The following is a 14,988-nucleotide window of genomic DNA, read 5'->3' as shown; positions in this document are numbered from 1 at the left end:
ACATGCGCAACCGATCCTTTCAGCCGGAAATGCTCGATGGCGTTGACATCCCCTTTGAGGATATTCGCCAGAACATGGTTGAACTTGAAACAGTTAATAAATTACTGGGAGGTCATTCAATCAATAAAAAGGCTATCGGGTATTTGATGGGGAAGAAAAATGAATTGGTGATTTATGAAATAGGTTCGGGAGGTGGCGATAACCTGGCAGCTATCAATAACTGGGCTAAACGGAGAGGGATTAATGTTTCCTGTACGGGAATAGATGTCAATATTTCATGTGTAAGATTTGCCTCTGACCGATATCCTGATATAAGGTTCATATGTAATGATTATCGGGAACATATTTTCGATCAAAAGCCGGATATTATTTTTTCCTCATTATTTTGTCATCACTTTAAGGATGAAGATTTGATTGAACAGCTTCATTGGATGCGGCATAATTGCAGTCTTGGTTTTTTTATCAATGATCTGCATCGCAATATTGTTGCATATCACTCTATAAGGTTACTAAGTTTATTATTCTCGAAATCTTATCTTTTGAAAAACGATGCCCCGCTATCAGTTGCCAGGGGTTTCCTTAGAGAAGAATGGGAAAACCTTCTGAAATGTGCAGGTATTAATTCGGCTGAGATAAGATGGCATTGGGCTTTCCGCTGGTTAGTTACATTCAAACATGATAATGAACCCAACTAAGCATACATATTTTGATGTGGCTGTAGCGGGAGGAGGGCTTGCCGGCCTCTCAACTGCTATCCAACTGGCAAGGGCAGGCCATTCAGTTGTTCTGGTAGAGAAAAATTATTATCCATTTCATCGGGTATGTGGTGAGTATATCAGTGAAGAAAGCAGACCCTTTTTACAACAGCTTGGTGTTCCTTTTAAATCGCTGCAATTACCTGAGATCCGCAAATTGATTGTTAGCTCCCCCAATGGTAGGATTGTGAAGATCCCTCTTACTCCAGGTGGATTTGGAATAAGTCGACATCTCCTTGATGGTATTCTGGCGGGTTTCGCGAAATCGGCAGGGGTAATGTTATTGGAAGGCTCCCGTGTACAGGATGTATGGTTCGATAACGGTAACATGTACCTGCAAACTCCCGGACAACTTATCAGTAGTCAGGTTGTAGTTGGGAGTTTTGGAAAAAGAAGCAGGCTCGACCTTAAATGGAAAAGACCCTTTACCCAGGATAGACAAGGGAAATCGAGCAATTATATTGGAGTAAAATATCATATTCGAATTACTCATCCACAGGATACTATCGCCCTACATAATTTCAATTACGGTTATTGTGGGGTATCGGCCATTGAGGAGGGTAATTATTGTTTGTGTTACCTGACAAATGCTAATAACCTAGGCCTAAGTAATAATTCGATTCACCAGATGGAGGAAAGAATTCTCTGCCGCAATCCATTGATCCGTAAACTTTTTGATTCGGCTGAAATGATCTGGAAAGAGCCCCTGAGTATTTCAAATATTTCATTTGCAGCAAAAACTCAGGTTGAGCAACATGTGATGCTAGCTGGTGACGCAGCAGGTATGATAACACCTTTATGTGGTAATGGCATGAGCATGGCTTTGCATGGCAGCAAATTATTATTTCAACAGGTTGATGCATTTTTAAACGGGAAGATTAGTCGGCAGGTGATGGAACAGCAATATTCAAAACAATGGCGGCACGCTTTTGGCATCAGGCTGAAGGCCGGTAGAATTATACAGGAGTTTTTTGGTGATCCCGTGCTTTCTCGGCTTTTGGTAGGGTTATCTGACAAATTACCGGGTTTGGCAGCTTACCTGGTTAAGCAAACGCATGGGAAGCAATTTTAAAAAATGAGAGGAATCAGTTTATCGCGGATAAAATTCATGGTTTTTGTTTGGTTTGCATTTAATCATGCCGCATTGGGCCAGGATTACCATGCAGTCCAGGGTTCCAACTATTCAGGCGCTCTTAGCGTTCACAACAACCCCGCTTCTATAGTAAATGTTCCCTATCCATGGGATATAACGGTGATCGGTATCCAATCAAAGTATAGTACGAATGCTATTAAGATAATCGATTATTCACTGTTGGGAAGTCCGGTAAATTCTAAATTCCAGATTCTCGGTGGCAATTACAGGCGTTTTGCTCATCAACAAACTAATATTAACCTGGTGAATACGCGGATAGCTATTGATCAGAGAAAAGCCGTGGCGTTTGGAGTTAATTTTAAAACTTTCGGTAACAGCTCAACCAGTGTATATAATTTTCGGGATAGTATTCAGACCTTCAACAGCTTTTTATCTATTAATGAAGAATCTGAATCATTTAATGTTGAACTGCGTGGAAGCAGTATAATAGAATTTTATGGGGCATATGCGCAAACGGTGCTTGAGAATACCGACATGCGGCTCAATGCAGGCTTGACACTTAAATTGAACAGAGGTATTGCAGGGGGGCGGGCCGATATCATTGACATTGAGCACCGCCGTCGTGAATCAGGTGGTTATGATGTTGCAGGTGGGGATTTCCTGTATGGTTATTCATCCAACCTTAATGAGTGGGCAGAGAATGGGGATGGAAGTAGTAATCCCGGCAAACTTTTAGAGAATACGAGAACAGGCTTTTCTTTTGATGCGGGATTAGAAATTGTTTTGAAGCCGGGTGGCGATCCCGGTGTTATGGATGATGAGGAATCATATTACGACTACGACTGGAAGATAGGCGCGTCACTTATAGATGCCGGATGGGCAAAATATAATTATGGATCCCAAAGTAAAATTGGGAAAATGCCCACTGAGGGTGTTACAGGTAGTATACTGGATTCAAAGCTCAATACAGCGTTTGGTAGCCTTACGCAGTTAAATGATTCTATATCAACATTTACAACGTTAGATCCCCTTGGTGGTGATTTTCATGTTTTTCATCCCGGGCGTCTTGTATTGAATGCGGATCGCTATCTATTTGATGCATTTTACCTGAATGGAGAAATTAGCCTGAATGTTGGGAGTGTTCTCGGAAAGCAGAGGCTTTATCTGAGGAATATGAATGTGTTTCGGCTAACACCACGATGGGAGACCCGGAGATGGGGTATTTACCTTCCTATGCTGTTGAGTAATGAAAATCAATTTTGGGTTGGGGCGGGTTTTAAGGCGGGCCCACTACTGATAGGTTTCCATAACCTTGGCAATATTTTTTCAAAGGATAGAATGGCCAACGGCGGGGGATATATAACATTAAATATCAGGCCCGGTAAAAAAGTGACGGGCTCAAAAGGAAGCAGATTTCTGGATTGTCCGCCGCCACCATAAGTGGTACAAAAGAAATGAATACTTCATGTTTTACAGCATATATAAGGATCCTGAAATACATTTAGAAATAAATCAAGTTGATCTATGTCGCACACAAAAAAAACATTGGTTCTTGGTGCTTCGGATAATCCATCCCGGTATAGTTACCTCGCAATAAAAAAGCTCAGAGCATATAATCACCCTGTTGAAGCCATTGGCCGTAAAGCTGTTACAGTAGGGGATGTAGTGATACATAAGGATAAGCAGGATTTTGATGGTATTGATACGGTAATTTTATATTTATCACCGAGTAATCAACAGGAATACTACGACTACATTCTTTCATTAAAGCCCCGGAGAATCATTTTTAATCCGGGTACGGAAAATGAGGAATTGTATGAATTGGCGATGGCCAATAAGATATATCCGCAGGAGGGATGTACTCTGGTGATGTTAAGTTCAGGCCAGTATTAGTATAAGTTGTTCACTTATGTGAGAAATTAATTTATCCATAACAGGCGCAAAGACAGGTATTAAGTGGGTTTTTCATTAAATTAGTAAAACCCATTTTTATGTTATGGAGAAAATTTAATGGCGATCCGATCGATATTCCGATCCGCGACGCCGTAGAAAAAGCCATCAGGCGTGAAACCGCAAATGGTTATCATCTGAAAGTTTGCATTGGAACAGACTCGCAGGTGAAAGGCGCCGAAACCGAATTCGCAACTGTGATTGTTTTCCTGCGGGAAGGTCATGGGGGATTCATGTTTATTCACAACGAGAAAACCAGGCAGAAGTATACCATTAAGGAACGAATGCTGGTGGAAGTGGCCCGGAGTATAGAGATCGCATATGAGCTCTGTAACCTGTTCACAGAATACAATGTGGACATGGAAGTGCATGCGGATATAAATACTAATCCAAATTTCAAGAGTAATGATGCACTAAAGGAAGCAATGGGTTATATTCTGGGAATGGGATTTGCTTTCAAGGCTAAGCCCGAAGCTTTTGCAAGTAGCAGTTGTGCAAACAAAGTTGTGAACTAATCATTTGTTCTGCTATTCACCGGATACCTGTTGATTTGTTTGCTCAATCATTGAAAGGATTTTCTCTCTTCCCATTTGCTTAATAGCGCTCGTTACAACGTTAGCTGGTAGAAATTGCCATGTTTTTCGCATCTCCTCCAGAAAGGATTTTACATTTTTTGATACAGTTCTCTGGTTTTCCTTATCTGCTTTGGTAAAAACCAGTGTAAAGGGAATCTCCCATTCTCCGAGCTGATTAACAAAATCTAAGTCAAGCTTTTGGGGTTCATGCCTGCTATCAATAAGTATGAAGACCATTAACAGGTTTTCACGCTTGCGCAGGTAATTTTCTATCATCTGCTCCCATTTACGTCGGTTCGATTGTGACACTTTGGCAAAGCCATACCCTGGAAGGTCAACCAGATACCAATGGCTAAAATCCTTTGCACCTTCTTTCGAAACACTGGTTATCTCAAAATGATTGATAAGCTGCGTTTTCCCCGGGGTACCGGAAGTTTTTGCAAGTTTCTGGTTTTTGCAAAGCATATTAATCAGGGATGATTTGCCCACGTTTGACCTGCCGATAAATGCGTATTCGGGTTTATCGGGAGGCGGACATTGGGCAACTTCGGGACTGCTGATCAGGTAAACGGCTTTTGTGATATGCATTTGGCAAAGATAGGGAGATGGGGGAAGCGTCTTTTTCCTTAATTTCGGCCTCTTAAAAGCAATCGAAAACTAAACTCATAAGTCAAATGGCAGAAGTGATATTGATGCCCCGATTGAGCGATACCATGACCGAAGGCGTTATCGCAGCCTGGCATAAGAATATTGGTGATTCCGTGAAGAAAGGTGAATTGCTGGCTGAGGTTGAAACCGATAAGGCTACTATGGACCTTGAGAGTTATAAGGATGGCACCCTGTTACATATTGGGATTCAAAAAGGTGGAAAATTACAGGTCAATGATTTGCTGGCTATTATTGGTAATCCCGGGGAGGACATTTCAAGCCTCGTTGCTGCCAATAGCGGAGGTTCTACATCTAGCCCTGCTGCTGCTCCTGTAACCGAGAAAGCTCCTTCTTCACCATCTAAGGAAGTGCCAGCTTCGGCTGCTCCCGCTGTATCTTCAGCTTCTGCCGGATTAGATCTTACAAAGATCGAGGAAGTAATTCTCATGCCAAGGCTTAGTGATACTATGACAGAGGGAGTCATTGCTGAATGGCATAAGAAAGTGGGAGATAATGTAAAGAAAGGAGAACTCCTGGCCGAAGTGGAAACAGATAAGGCGACAATGGAGCTCGAGAGTTACAAGAATGGTACTTTACTATATATTGGAGCGGATAAGGGTGCTAAGGTTCCAGTCAATTCACTGCTATGTGTTATAGGAGAGGAAGGTAAAGTGGATCTAGAGGCTATTAAAGCTGCTGCCAGTGGTGGACAGGTTTCTCCCCCCGCTTCCCAGGACGCTTCGGCGGTTTCTGAATCAGCCCCCGCAGCATCTGCGTCACCTACTGCTAATACTAATGAAGCATCCTCCACCACAAATGGACGCGTAAAAGCCTCACCACTTGCTAAAAAACTTGCTGCTGATAAGGGCATAAGCCTGAATGAAATTCAGGGTTCAGGAGATGGTGGCAGGATTATTAGATCTGATATAGAATCTTACAAACCTTCCCCTCAAAAAAGTTCTGCTCCGTCTGAGGCACCAAAATCAGTAATGGCTTCGGCACCGGCGGGAGAGGTAAGTTTCGAAGATCGTCCCGTTTCACAAATGCGTAAGGTTATTGCCCGACGCCTGGCAGAGAGCAAATTTTCCGCTCCACACTTTTATCTGACTATGTCTATTAATATGGATAAAGCTGTAGCAAGCCGTGCCCAGATTAATGAAGTTGCACCAGTAAAGATATCATTTAATGATATGGTCCTAAAAGCAGTTGCACTGGCGCTGAAGCAACATCCTGTTGTAAATAGCAGTTGGCTTGGAGATACCATACGCACAAATCATCATGTAAATGTGGGTGTGGCTGTTGCTGTTGAAGAAGGCCTACTTGTTCCTGTGGTTCGATTTGCTGATACAAAAGGTTTGGCGCAGATCGCGACAGAAGTAAAAGATTTTGCTACTCGTGCAAAAAACAAAAAACTACAGCCTTCTGATTGGGAAGGAAGCACTTTTACCATAAGTAATCTTGGCATGTTTGGTATCGATGAATTCACGGCCATAATCAATCCACCAGATAGTTGCATATTGGCTATTGGTGCTATTCAGCAGGTACCCATTATTAAGGATGGGAACGTTGTGCCAGGTAACGTTATGAAAGTTACCCTAAGTTGTGATCACCGGGTAGTTGATGGTGCCAGTGGTTCTGCGTTTCTCCAGACAGTAAAGTCTTTACTCGAAGAACCACTTCGCATGTTGGTTTAACGGGAGTGCACTTAAAATCATATCAACCCGCCTGAAGTGGCGGGTTTTTTTTATCTTTTTGGAGGAATGTGTAGTAAGTAAATACCGACACTGCAGTTAAAACCAGCACTGGCAACACATATTGTGAAGACTTTTGTGGTCGGAAAGAGGAGAGAGCAAACCTCGCATTATTCTTCTTGCCGGGTGCATGGTCGAGCAGAGATAGAATATCCGTACCATCGAAATGGTACCCAATACTCGCCAAATCAAGACATTCCTGATCATTGTTATCCGCTGTAACATATATAACATTGGCGCGGATTGGTTCAAGGCGTTTATGAATGTGGGAAAACATTGAGGATTTGTTATAGGATGTTTTATCATCGGGAGCGGTAAAAAAGGGAGCTATTACCACTTCACCAGTTACTAAACCATGTTCTAATTTCATCTGATTACTTAGTACAAAATCAAATCCCAAAGTGTTTTTTAAATGATTTGCAACAAAAGAAAATTGTTCTGATACCAATCCACAAGAGTACCCGCGTTTTTTTAATTCTCTAAGTAGTTCGCAGATTCCTGGTACCAGAGGCATTGCATCAACAATTTCCAAAAGGCATGGAAGGCTCTTGTCCCTAAACAGAGCAGCAGTTGCACGAATTCTTTCTTCAGGATCACTATATAAAAGGCGGACAGCTCCCAGGCCTTCAGATAATCCTTTTCGGGAAGCTGCCGTTTCAGTAAAATTATCCCTTAGCACTACATGATCCATTTCAAATAAGACTATCTTCTCCATTTTTTCGATCGATTCAAGAACTGCAGATTCCATCTGCCTGTTAATTAAATCTATCTGGCCAATCTTTTCGAGAATATGATCTCCAAGGGCGTTTGCTTTATTTAAGATAGTGCGGCTGACCTCTTTCGACATTTTACCGAGCTGCTCAAGATTCTGCATGGCATTTTGAACTTTCCCAATATTCACTTCAAGAATTCGTGCACCCATTCGATGCATATCAATTAATAAACCAATATCGACCCCGTAATCTTTCTCAAAATGGACTTGTTCCAGGTAAGATTTTTTTCCGGCAATCATCCCGCTGAGGGGTTGATCCAGATGACTAAGCTCGGGGAATAAAATACTCAATAAGGGCTTGGCAACTAGTTGGGTAACCCGGCCGGCCTGGCGTTTGAATGTGCTTTTTACAAAATCAGCTTCATTCCGAAGTATTGGTCCGGCCAGGAGATCCACAATATCAGAGGGGTATGTTGTAATGTCGCCATCGAGATAAATAATTACATCATGCCGTGCTGCAAGTAGGCCTTCCCGCATAGATAATCCTTTTCCCCGCCTACTGCTTGTTACAATCCTTACGGATTCTTTCATGGCTTCCGCAATTGTATTGTCAGATGAGTTATCATCCACAACAATTATTTCTATTGGTAGGGTTGTCTGCCGAATAATTCGGATCACTTTTCGGATTGTGGATCCTTCGTTCAGGACGGGAATAATAATTGAAACCATGGTATTCATTTAACTGGGAGATAGAGCAGTCTTTAAAGATAAAACCTAATCGAAAAATCTATGCCATCATTTTATTATATTGTATAGGAAAAATTATCATCATATGAAACAGATTGCCCTTCTATGTTTTATAACGTCAATGATGTTTATAATAGCCTGTGGATCTAACAGAAAAATTTCCAAAAGGTACACCATGGAGGATAAGACTGTTTTTGAGTTGGTAAAAAGGCTTACAGACAATCCGGCAGATAAGGAAGCTGCGGAATTGTTACCAGCTGCCTATGAGGCTGCAAGAATCAAAAGAAAAGCTATTACGGATAACCTTGTTCAGACAGGCGCACCGGGTGACAAGTATATTGAAATGGCAAGAGAATGGATGGTGCTAAAACAAATGTATAACCAGATAAAATCGTCACCCGGGGCCAATGCGGCATTACCCGATCCATGGGATCCCAGTCTGATGATCCAGGGGGCTAATAAACTTGCAGCGGAGGATTATTATAATGCTGCTATGACTTTTCTTGGATACAATACCAGACAGTATGCGCAGAAAGCTTATGATAATTTTCAAAAAGCTGCAAAAGCATCACCAGGGTATAAAGATGTTGACAACATGCTTTTAATAGCTGCAGAGAAAGCAACTACCAGGGTCCTTGTAAACCCAGTAAATTACAACAGTTACAGTTATGGTTATTATGGATTTCAGAATGATTGGATGCAGCAGCAAATGGTTCGCGATCTAAATGCCCGTTCTTATGCAAATACGCGGTTTTTTACAGAATATGATTTACGTGCACAGCAATTAGTTCCAGACAAAATAGTAGACTTGAATTTTACAGATCTTTTCATCGATAATGTTCATACCGATTCCAGATCATACCAGCGTTCAAAAGAGATAGTTACCGGACAAACCAAAACAAACCCTCCCCGAGCAGTTACACAAACTGTTTATGCAACCGTTACGATTAGTCGGAGATATATGTCAAGTTATGCTACCCTGGAATGCAGGATTTATGATAGAGAAACCAATAATAATTCTTTGTATGATCGTTTTTCAGATCGCATTGAGTGGGTTCAGGAAAGGGCTACCTACACGGGCGACCGTCGGGCTTTAACCCCACAGGATATTGCCTTAATCAGTAATAGATGGGATGATTATCCACCAAATAGAGAACAGCTTGCTGAAAGCCTTGTTCGGAAAACTTACCAGCAGCTGCTTAGCAGGATAAGCAGCGGTGTAAACTTTTAGCGAAACCATCCGCTATTCTGCTTCGTGACTATAGGTTTTGGTTTACCCTTATCAAAAATTTTGACAAGAATAAATCCAGCTATAAATCCCCCGATATGGGCCATATAAGCCACACCGTCTCCATGGCCACCAATTGTTCCAAAGCCACTTACTACCTGCAATACGATCCATAAACCAAGTGCCACCCAACTAGGTATGGCAATTATTATCCATCCCAACAGCGCATTTACTTTTCGGGTAGGATATAGTAAAAGGTATCCTCCCATAACGCCAGAAATGGCCCCTGAAGCACCGAGGCTGGGGATCAAGGGATTTGCACCAGTGAATTGAGTAAAAAAAACATGGGCAAGCGATGCAATAATTCCTGTCAGAAGGTAAAAGACGAGGTAACGTAAATGACCCATTCTATTTTCAAGGTTATCGCCGAAAATCCAGAGATATAACATATTACCTCCAATATGTGCAAGGCTGCCATGCATGAACATTGAAGTGATCAACGTGAGGTATACCGGAATTGGTGTTACCTGCAATCCAGGCATTTCAAAGCTTTCACCGGAAGCTACATCTCTTACTATCCTGGATTCCGTAACCCAGTCGCGGCTGGTCAGTATTTCAGCAGGAACAGTTGAAAAGGCATATGTGAATCCCAGATCTGATCCAAATGCCTGCCAGTAGATAAATACAAAAATATTAATGGCAATTAGAGCCCAGCTTATATAAGGCGTAATATGCCGATCGCGGTTATCGTCGCTGATAGGTAATAGCATGATATTTATAATTTACATCAGAAAGGAAAACCGTTGGAATTTGCCAACGGTCATATTCCCTGGTGGTATTCAATTGCTATACCAGTAAGTTTGATATAATCAAATTATGTAATTAGTATGATAACTTGAAAATAATTTCTACAGGTTTGATGTCAGCCTTCAAAAATGAGTGAAAAAATGATCTGGCGACTTTGGATCCTGTCAATTACATTGGAAAATTTAAGATTTGCATCACGGGCATGCACATCACTTATGCCATTACTGATTTTTATTTCCGGGGAAAGGATGAACATTTTATTGTAAAAATTGAAGCCAATTCCTGCTTCAATACCATAATCGGATTTTTTAAGCTTTACAAAGTTTTCTGCATTGCGTGCATTTGCTTTGGAACTGAGATCAGTTTCAAACTTAAATCCCCCCATCATATAAACCCTGAAGTTTCCTATCCTGTCTGACTTGAGTTTAAGCTGCACTGGTACGCCCAGCAGGATTGATTCAACATTCTGGTTCATTACCTCTGTTTCCTGGTTTGAAGATTCAGGATATCTGAGATGGTAGTTAATTGATTTGTTGACGAAGAGAAGCTGGGGAAATACTACGCGTGCTTCGAATCTGTTACTAATGCGAAATGTGTGCATTCCGCCTATACCAAAGCCAAAACTATTATTGGGATTTGTTACCAGAACGCTGTCACTTTCAAGAAAGCGTGGATGTTGGCTGATTTGAAACCGGTTAGATGTTCCCATGATTACAATACCTATGTGGTACCATTTATCATCATTATCAGGAAGATTTAATGAATTCCTTAGCTGTGCCGTAGATGTGTTGGCAAAAAAACATGTACTGATCAGTACGACCAGGAGTGTGTTTATTTTTCTGATGATCTGGTTCCGCAATAAATTGTACATATTCCTAAGCTCAGCGTTTTAAGGTAGGTATTTGTAAAACCCGTCTCCTGTAAAATTTTCAAAAAATCATTTCCCTCGGGGAAAGCTTGCACGGAATCATTCAGATATTGGTATGCAGCCCTGTTTTTTGATACCATTTTTCCTATGCCAGGAGCAACAAGGTTCATGTAGATTTTATACAATCCCTTGAACCCTTTTGATTTAGGCCTTGAAAATTCGAGTACCACCAGCTTGCCACCTGGCTTCAAAACGCGAAGCATTTCTGAAATCCCCTTGTGAAGATGTTCAAAATTGCGGACGCCAAATGCCACAGTTACGGCATCAAACGTGTTGTCGGGGAAGTTTATTGTTTCGCTATCTCCTTCCAACAGCTCAATCCGATCATTTAACATTGCTTTGGCAATTTTTTTCCTGCCGAGTTCGAGCATTCCTGTAGAAATATCTATGCCAATTATTTTTTCTGGTGTTAAATATTTCATTGTCATGAGTGCAACATCTGCAGTACCAGTTGCTACATCAAGTACTTTTTTAGGTTTAAGAGTACGTAATTCACTGATTGCCCTCTTTCTCCAGTAGATGTCAATCCCGCCGCTAAGAAAGCGATTTAGGAAATCATACCGGAATGCGATCTGATTGAACATATCTGCCACCTGATCTTTCTTACTCCTATTCTTATCACCATATGGCAAAATTGTATCATGCGGAAGCGAGTTACTCATGGGGGGTAAAGATAATTCCTTTCATACTTAATAATCAAGTTCCAGTTTAAGCCTGTCCTTTAGCTCCTTTACTAATGGATATTGAGCTACCATTTGTGTAAACCTTTCCCTGGAGTTTGGTGGGATCTCTATTTTTATTAATAGATCCTCCCGTTGTTCAACAATTAGTTGATATGTAAGGTTGCGATTATGGAATCTGGTTTGTAAAAATTCAGAAAGTGGGATCCTTTCGCCATCAATAAATTTCTGCTGTAGATTATTGGGCACTATTACCGTAAAGCTGGAGGCATCATTCATTCGCAGCTCAGCCAGTTCAAAACTCTGCACAGCCGGATTCCGAAGAGTTTTAAGTTGATCAATATATTCCTGCCAGGCAAGTTTTAATAATTCATCCGTAAGAGTGATGGATTTGATTGCTGTACCACCCTGATTTGTATTACTAACCTGTTGGCGCAATCTCGCGAGCGAGCCAAGTTTCCCGGTTGAAGGCATTGAAACTGGCTCTATCTGGGCAGGCCTGGATGCAATGGTTGGGTTAGCAACATTTTGTTCGCCAGCTGCTTCAGCAATTTTTATAGTACTATTTTTGGTTTTTGAAATAATGCCTTCTTCAATGATGAGTCGGGCCCCAGAATTCGTATTTCCTTTCTCACCTACTGTAGTAACTGCTTCTGATTTTTTATTGGGTTGAACTTCCTTTTGTATAACCGGTTGCAGTAACCGAAAATTAAGCGGTTTAGATTCTGTCAATTTTTTCCGGGATCCATCGTTTACCACTTCAATGGCTTGTTTAAGGTAGCAAAGCCTTATGAGCAACATCTCAACATGTAACCTTTTATTCCTTGCACCTTTGTAATGTATTTCCGCTTCATTTAACAGGTTGAGGGCAGTTACAAGAAAACCCGCTTCCAGTTTTGAGGCAATATCTATATAACGATTTCGGAATGTTTCAACAACTTCAACCAATGATGCCACTTTAGAATCTTTACTGAGTAAAAGATTACGTATAAACTCAGCGAAACCGTTTAATACCATGTCTCCCTCAAAACCTTTTCGATTTATATCATCAAACAAAAGCATAGCGCCTGAGAGATCCTGAGCCAGCATGCAGTCCATCATACGAAAATAATATTCGGCGTCAAGGATATTCAGGTGTTCCAGGGTGTTCTTATAGGTGAGCTCCCCATTTGTGAAGCTGACGATTTTATCAAGGATGCTTAGCGAATCACGCATGCAACCCTCACTTTTCTGGGCTATCACCTGAAGTGCAGCAGGTTCTGCCTGGATGGCCTCCTTATCACAGATCTCTTGCAGGTGTTCAACTGTATCAATTGTAGTGATTCTTTTAAAATCGAAAATCTGGCAGCGTGACAGAATGGTAGGTAGTATTTTATGTTTTTCTGTGGTGGCCAGAATAAAGATTGCATAGGGAGGTGGTTCTTCCAATGTTTTAAGAAATGCATTAAATGCACTTGTACTCAACATATGGACCTCATCCACTATGTATACTTTGTATTTTCCGGCTTGTGGGGCAAACCTAACCTGCTCCACAAGAGAACGTATATCATCGACAGAGTTATTGCTGGCGGCATCGAGCTCATGGATATTCAAAGAACTTCCCTCATTAAATGAAATGCAGGAAGAGCAGGTATTACATGCTTCTCCATCATCTGAATGGTTTTCGCAATTGATGGTTTTTGCCAGTATCCGGGCGCAGGTGGTTTTACCAACCCCTCTTGGTCCACAGAACAAAAAAGCATGGGCTAGCTGTTGGTTGCGGATAGCATTTTTTAATGTAGTTGTAATATGCTGCTGTCCCACAACGGTTGAAAAGTTCTGGGGACGGTATTTTCGGGCAGATACTATAAACTGATCCATAGGAGGCTAAATTAGGCAAATGTTTTGACCCTGCTTTCACTCTATATGGGAGGAAGGCAGGAATAAATCTGATTAAAGTAATGGATGTCTCCTGAATTCCTTATTCCTGTCAAATAGATATCGATATGTTATCAGGATGCGACTTTTTACAGGTGTAATAGATTCAGCAACGGCAATCATTTTAGGGTTAAAATCACCGATCCATTGCATCTCATACTCTTCATAATCCAGATGGTGCTGAATTATTTTTGCGGCTTCTACAACGATATAACTATCCACACCTTTCCCATGCCATTCCGGGACTACACCAAATGCCAGTCCGGCAAATCTTTTGTTTTTAACCGTTGCGCGCAGAAGCAGGAATTTGATTTTATGTAGGAGGTCGAACTTTCCATTTAAGTATCTAAACCACTGGTTGAGGTCGGGTAGGTTAATGAACATGGCGATAGGAGCGTCATTATAATAGGCGAACCATATTACTTTTTCGTCCATGACTGGCTTCATCTGTCGAAAAAGCATTTTACATTGTTCCAGGCTCAGCTCTTTATTGCCGCCATGGCCGGCCCAGGCCTTATTGTAGACTGTATGGAAGTCGGCGGCAAATTTATCAAGTCTTTTCTTATCAGCATGTTGTGCACTTAAACCCCTGTCAGTTGTCAATGCTGCATGCCTATCAAAGAATTTTTTGGCAAGTGTTTCTTTAGGATGCATCCCATAGCAATACTGGTAGAAGAATGGTTGGAATCCATAATGCTCGAACAGGGATTGATAGTAAGGAGGATTATAGTTCATGCAATAAAGCGGTGATTGAAACCCCTGGATAACAAGTCCCCACCATTTATCTCTTTCACCAAAATTTATTGGTCCATCCATAGCCTCCATACCTTTATCGGACAGCCATTTTTTTGCTGTATCGAACAATAGATTGGCCGCATCCTGGTTGTTGATACATTCAAAGAACCCGCATCCTCCTACCGGAACATCATCCCCCCTTGTTTTATATTTTTTATTTACAAATGCTGCGATACGCCCAATGGCTTCTCCTGAATTGTTGAAAAGAACCCACCTGATCACTTCTCCAAACCTGAATGCCTTATTCAGGGTAGGGTCAAAAACGGCTTCAATATCCTTATCAAGGGGCCTTATATAATTAGGATTGCCTTTATATAATAGAGCAGGCATCTCAAGGAAAAGACGACGGAGTTTGGGAGTATCTACGGGCTCGATCTGCATATTCTGGATCATACTGGCCGC

Annotated in this window: 14 protein-coding genes; 7 read left to right on the top strand and 7 right to left on the bottom strand. The window is 41.4% G+C overall.

The annotated features are described in order from the left end of the window. Positions 1 to 2: 2 nt before the first annotated feature. From V6M43_RS03950 to V6M43_RS03930, 5 genes are all read left to right on the top strand, one after another. Positions 3 to 695 carry a methyltransferase domain-containing protein gene (locus V6M43_RS03950; RefSeq protein ID WP_332732736.1) on the top strand — a complete coding sequence of 231 codons (693 nt, stop codon included), beginning with the start codon at positions 3 to 5 and terminating at the stop codon, positions 693 to 695. Beyond that, the gene (locus tag V6M43_RS03945) at positions 682 to 1,827 is read left to right on the top strand and encodes an NAD(P)/FAD-dependent oxidoreductase (protein ID WP_332732735.1); all 1,146 of its coding nucleotides are present in this window, start codon (positions 682 to 684) and stop codon (positions 1,825 to 1,827) included. The genes V6M43_RS03950 and V6M43_RS03945 overlap by 14 nt, the downstream gene beginning before the upstream one ends. Positions 1,828 to 1,830: 3 nt before the next feature. Beyond that, positions 1,831 to 3,288, top strand: coding sequence for a hypothetical protein (locus V6M43_RS03940; RefSeq protein WP_332732734.1), 1,458 nt, complete (start codon positions 1,831 to 1,833; stop codon positions 3,286 to 3,288). A gap of 84 nt (positions 3,289 to 3,372) precedes the next feature. Then, entirely contained in the window at positions 3,373 to 3,741 is a 369-nt protein-coding gene (locus tag V6M43_RS03935; RefSeq protein WP_332732733.1) for a CoA-binding protein, read from the top strand. Positions 3,742 to 3,839: 98 nt separating this feature from the next. Continuing rightward, positions 3,840 to 4,313, top strand: a complete 474-nt coding sequence (locus tag V6M43_RS03930; RefSeq protein ID WP_332732732.1) for a ribonuclease H-like YkuK family protein — start codon at positions 3,840 to 3,842, stop codon at positions 4,311 to 4,313. A gap of 12 nt (positions 4,314 to 4,325) precedes the next feature. Here the strand turns inward: V6M43_RS03930 and yihA are convergent, their stop codons facing one another. Continuing rightward, positions 4,326 to 4,961 carry a ribosome biogenesis GTP-binding protein YihA/YsxC gene (yihA, locus tag V6M43_RS03925; RefSeq protein WP_332732731.1) on the bottom strand — a complete coding sequence of 212 codons (636 nt, stop codon included), beginning with the start codon at positions 4,959 to 4,961 and terminating at the stop codon, positions 4,326 to 4,328. 86 nt (positions 4,962 to 5,047) lie between these two features. On the opposite strand from yihA, the gene V6M43_RS03920 reads away from it, so the two are divergent. Then, positions 5,048 to 6,715: a pyruvate dehydrogenase complex dihydrolipoamide acetyltransferase gene (locus V6M43_RS03920; RefSeq protein ID WP_332732730.1), complete on the top strand. Its 1,668-nt coding sequence runs from the start codon at positions 5,048 to 5,050 to the stop codon at positions 6,713 to 6,715. A 22-nt stretch (positions 6,716 to 6,737) separates the two neighbouring features. Here V6M43_RS03920 and V6M43_RS03915 read toward each other — a convergent pair whose 3' ends face one another. Continuing rightward, positions 6,738 to 8,213 (bottom strand): glycosyltransferase, encoded by a 1,476-nt coding sequence (locus V6M43_RS03915; protein ID WP_332732729.1) that lies wholly within the window; start codon positions 8,211 to 8,213, stop codon positions 6,738 to 6,740. A 193-nt stretch (positions 8,214 to 8,406) separates the two neighbouring features. Here V6M43_RS03915 and V6M43_RS03910 point away from each other — a divergent pair, with 193 nt between their 5' ends. Further along, entirely contained in the window at positions 8,407 to 9,462 is a 1,056-nt protein-coding gene (locus V6M43_RS03910; RefSeq protein ID WP_332732728.1) for a hypothetical protein, read from the top strand. Here the strand turns inward: V6M43_RS03910 and V6M43_RS03905 are convergent. The 5 genes from V6M43_RS03905 to V6M43_RS03885 all read right to left on the bottom strand — a co-directional run bounded on the left by V6M43_RS03905 (position 9,459) and on the right by V6M43_RS03885 (position 14,979). Beyond that, positions 9,459 to 10,229 (bottom strand): rhomboid family intramembrane serine protease, encoded by a 771-nt coding sequence (locus V6M43_RS03905; RefSeq protein ID WP_332732727.1) that lies wholly within the window; start codon positions 10,227 to 10,229, stop codon positions 9,459 to 9,461. The genes V6M43_RS03910 and V6M43_RS03905 overlap by 4 nt on opposite strands. Before the next feature lie 152 nt (positions 10,230 to 10,381). Further along, complete coding sequence (gene porT / locus V6M43_RS03900) at positions 10,382 to 11,137, bottom strand: type IX secretion/gliding motility protein PorT/SprT (protein WP_332732726.1); 756 nt, start codon at positions 11,135 to 11,137, stop codon at positions 10,382 to 10,384. Next, positions 11,098 to 11,856: a bifunctional demethylmenaquinone methyltransferase/2-methoxy-6-polyprenyl-1,4-benzoquinol methylase UbiE gene (gene ubiE / locus V6M43_RS03895; protein WP_332732725.1), complete on the bottom strand. Its 759-nt coding sequence runs from the start codon at positions 11,854 to 11,856 to the stop codon at positions 11,098 to 11,100. The genes porT and ubiE overlap by 40 nt, the downstream gene beginning before the upstream one ends. Before the next feature lie 27 nt (positions 11,857 to 11,883). Continuing rightward, entirely contained in the window at positions 11,884 to 13,734 is a 1,851-nt protein-coding gene (locus V6M43_RS03890; protein ID WP_332732724.1) for a DNA polymerase III subunit gamma/tau, read from the bottom strand. Positions 13,735 to 13,806: 72 nt separating this feature from the next. After that, positions 13,807 to 14,979, bottom strand: coding sequence for a hypothetical protein (locus V6M43_RS03885; RefSeq protein ID WP_332732723.1), 1,173 nt, complete (start codon positions 14,977 to 14,979; stop codon positions 13,807 to 13,809). Positions 14,980 to 14,988 lie beyond the last annotated feature (9 nt).

Origin of the sequence: Flavihumibacter sp., assembly GCF_036676075.1 — a bacterium.
In the GTDB taxonomy this organism is placed as follows: Bacteria; Bacteroidota; Bacteroidia; order Chitinophagales; family Chitinophagaceae; genus Flavihumibacter.
This window is presented reverse-complemented; position numbering and strand designations above follow the sequence as displayed.

Coding starts and splice junctions, on each gene's coding strand:
- V6M43_RS03950 (WP_332732736.1), top strand. CDS start 3: ATGCGCAACCGATCCTTTCAGCCGGAAATGCTCGATGGCGTTGACATC.
- V6M43_RS03945 (WP_332732735.1), top strand. CDS start 682: ATGAACCCAACTAAGCATACATATTTTGATGTGGCTGTAGCGGGAGGA.
- V6M43_RS03940 (WP_332732734.1), top strand. CDS start 1,831: ATGAGAGGAATCAGTTTATCGCGGATAAAATTCATGGTTTTTGTTTGG.
- V6M43_RS03935 (WP_332732733.1), top strand. CDS start 3,373: ATGTCGCACACAAAAAAAACATTGGTTCTTGGTGCTTCGGATAATCCA.
- V6M43_RS03930 (WP_332732732.1), top strand. CDS start 3,840: ATGTTATGGAGAAAATTTAATGGCGATCCGATCGATATTCCGATCCGC.
- yihA (WP_332732731.1), bottom strand. CDS start 4,961: ATGCATATCACAAAAGCCGTTTACCTGATCAGCAGTCCCGAAGTTGCC.
- V6M43_RS03920 (WP_332732730.1), top strand. CDS start 5,048: ATGGCAGAAGTGATATTGATGCCCCGATTGAGCGATACCATGACCGAA.
- V6M43_RS03915 (WP_332732729.1), bottom strand. CDS start 8,213: ATGGTTTCAATTATTATTCCCGTCCTGAACGAAGGATCCACAATCCGA.
- V6M43_RS03910 (WP_332732728.1), top strand. CDS start 8,407: ATGGAGGATAAGACTGTTTTTGAGTTGGTAAAAAGGCTTACAGACAAT.
- V6M43_RS03905 (WP_332732727.1), bottom strand. CDS start 10,229: ATGCTATTACCTATCAGCGACGATAACCGCGATCGGCATATTACGCCT.
- porT (WP_332732726.1), bottom strand. CDS start 11,137: ATGTACAATTTATTGCGGAACCAGATCATCAGAAAAATAAACACACTC.
- ubiE (WP_332732725.1), bottom strand. CDS start 11,856: ATGAGTAACTCGCTTCCGCATGATACAATTTTGCCATATGGTGATAAG.
- V6M43_RS03890 (WP_332732724.1), bottom strand. CDS start 13,734: ATGGATCAGTTTATAGTATCTGCCCGAAAATACCGTCCCCAGAACTTT.
- V6M43_RS03885 (WP_332732723.1), bottom strand. CDS start 14,979: ATGATCCAGAATATGCAGATCGAGCCCGTAGATACTCCCAAACTCCGT.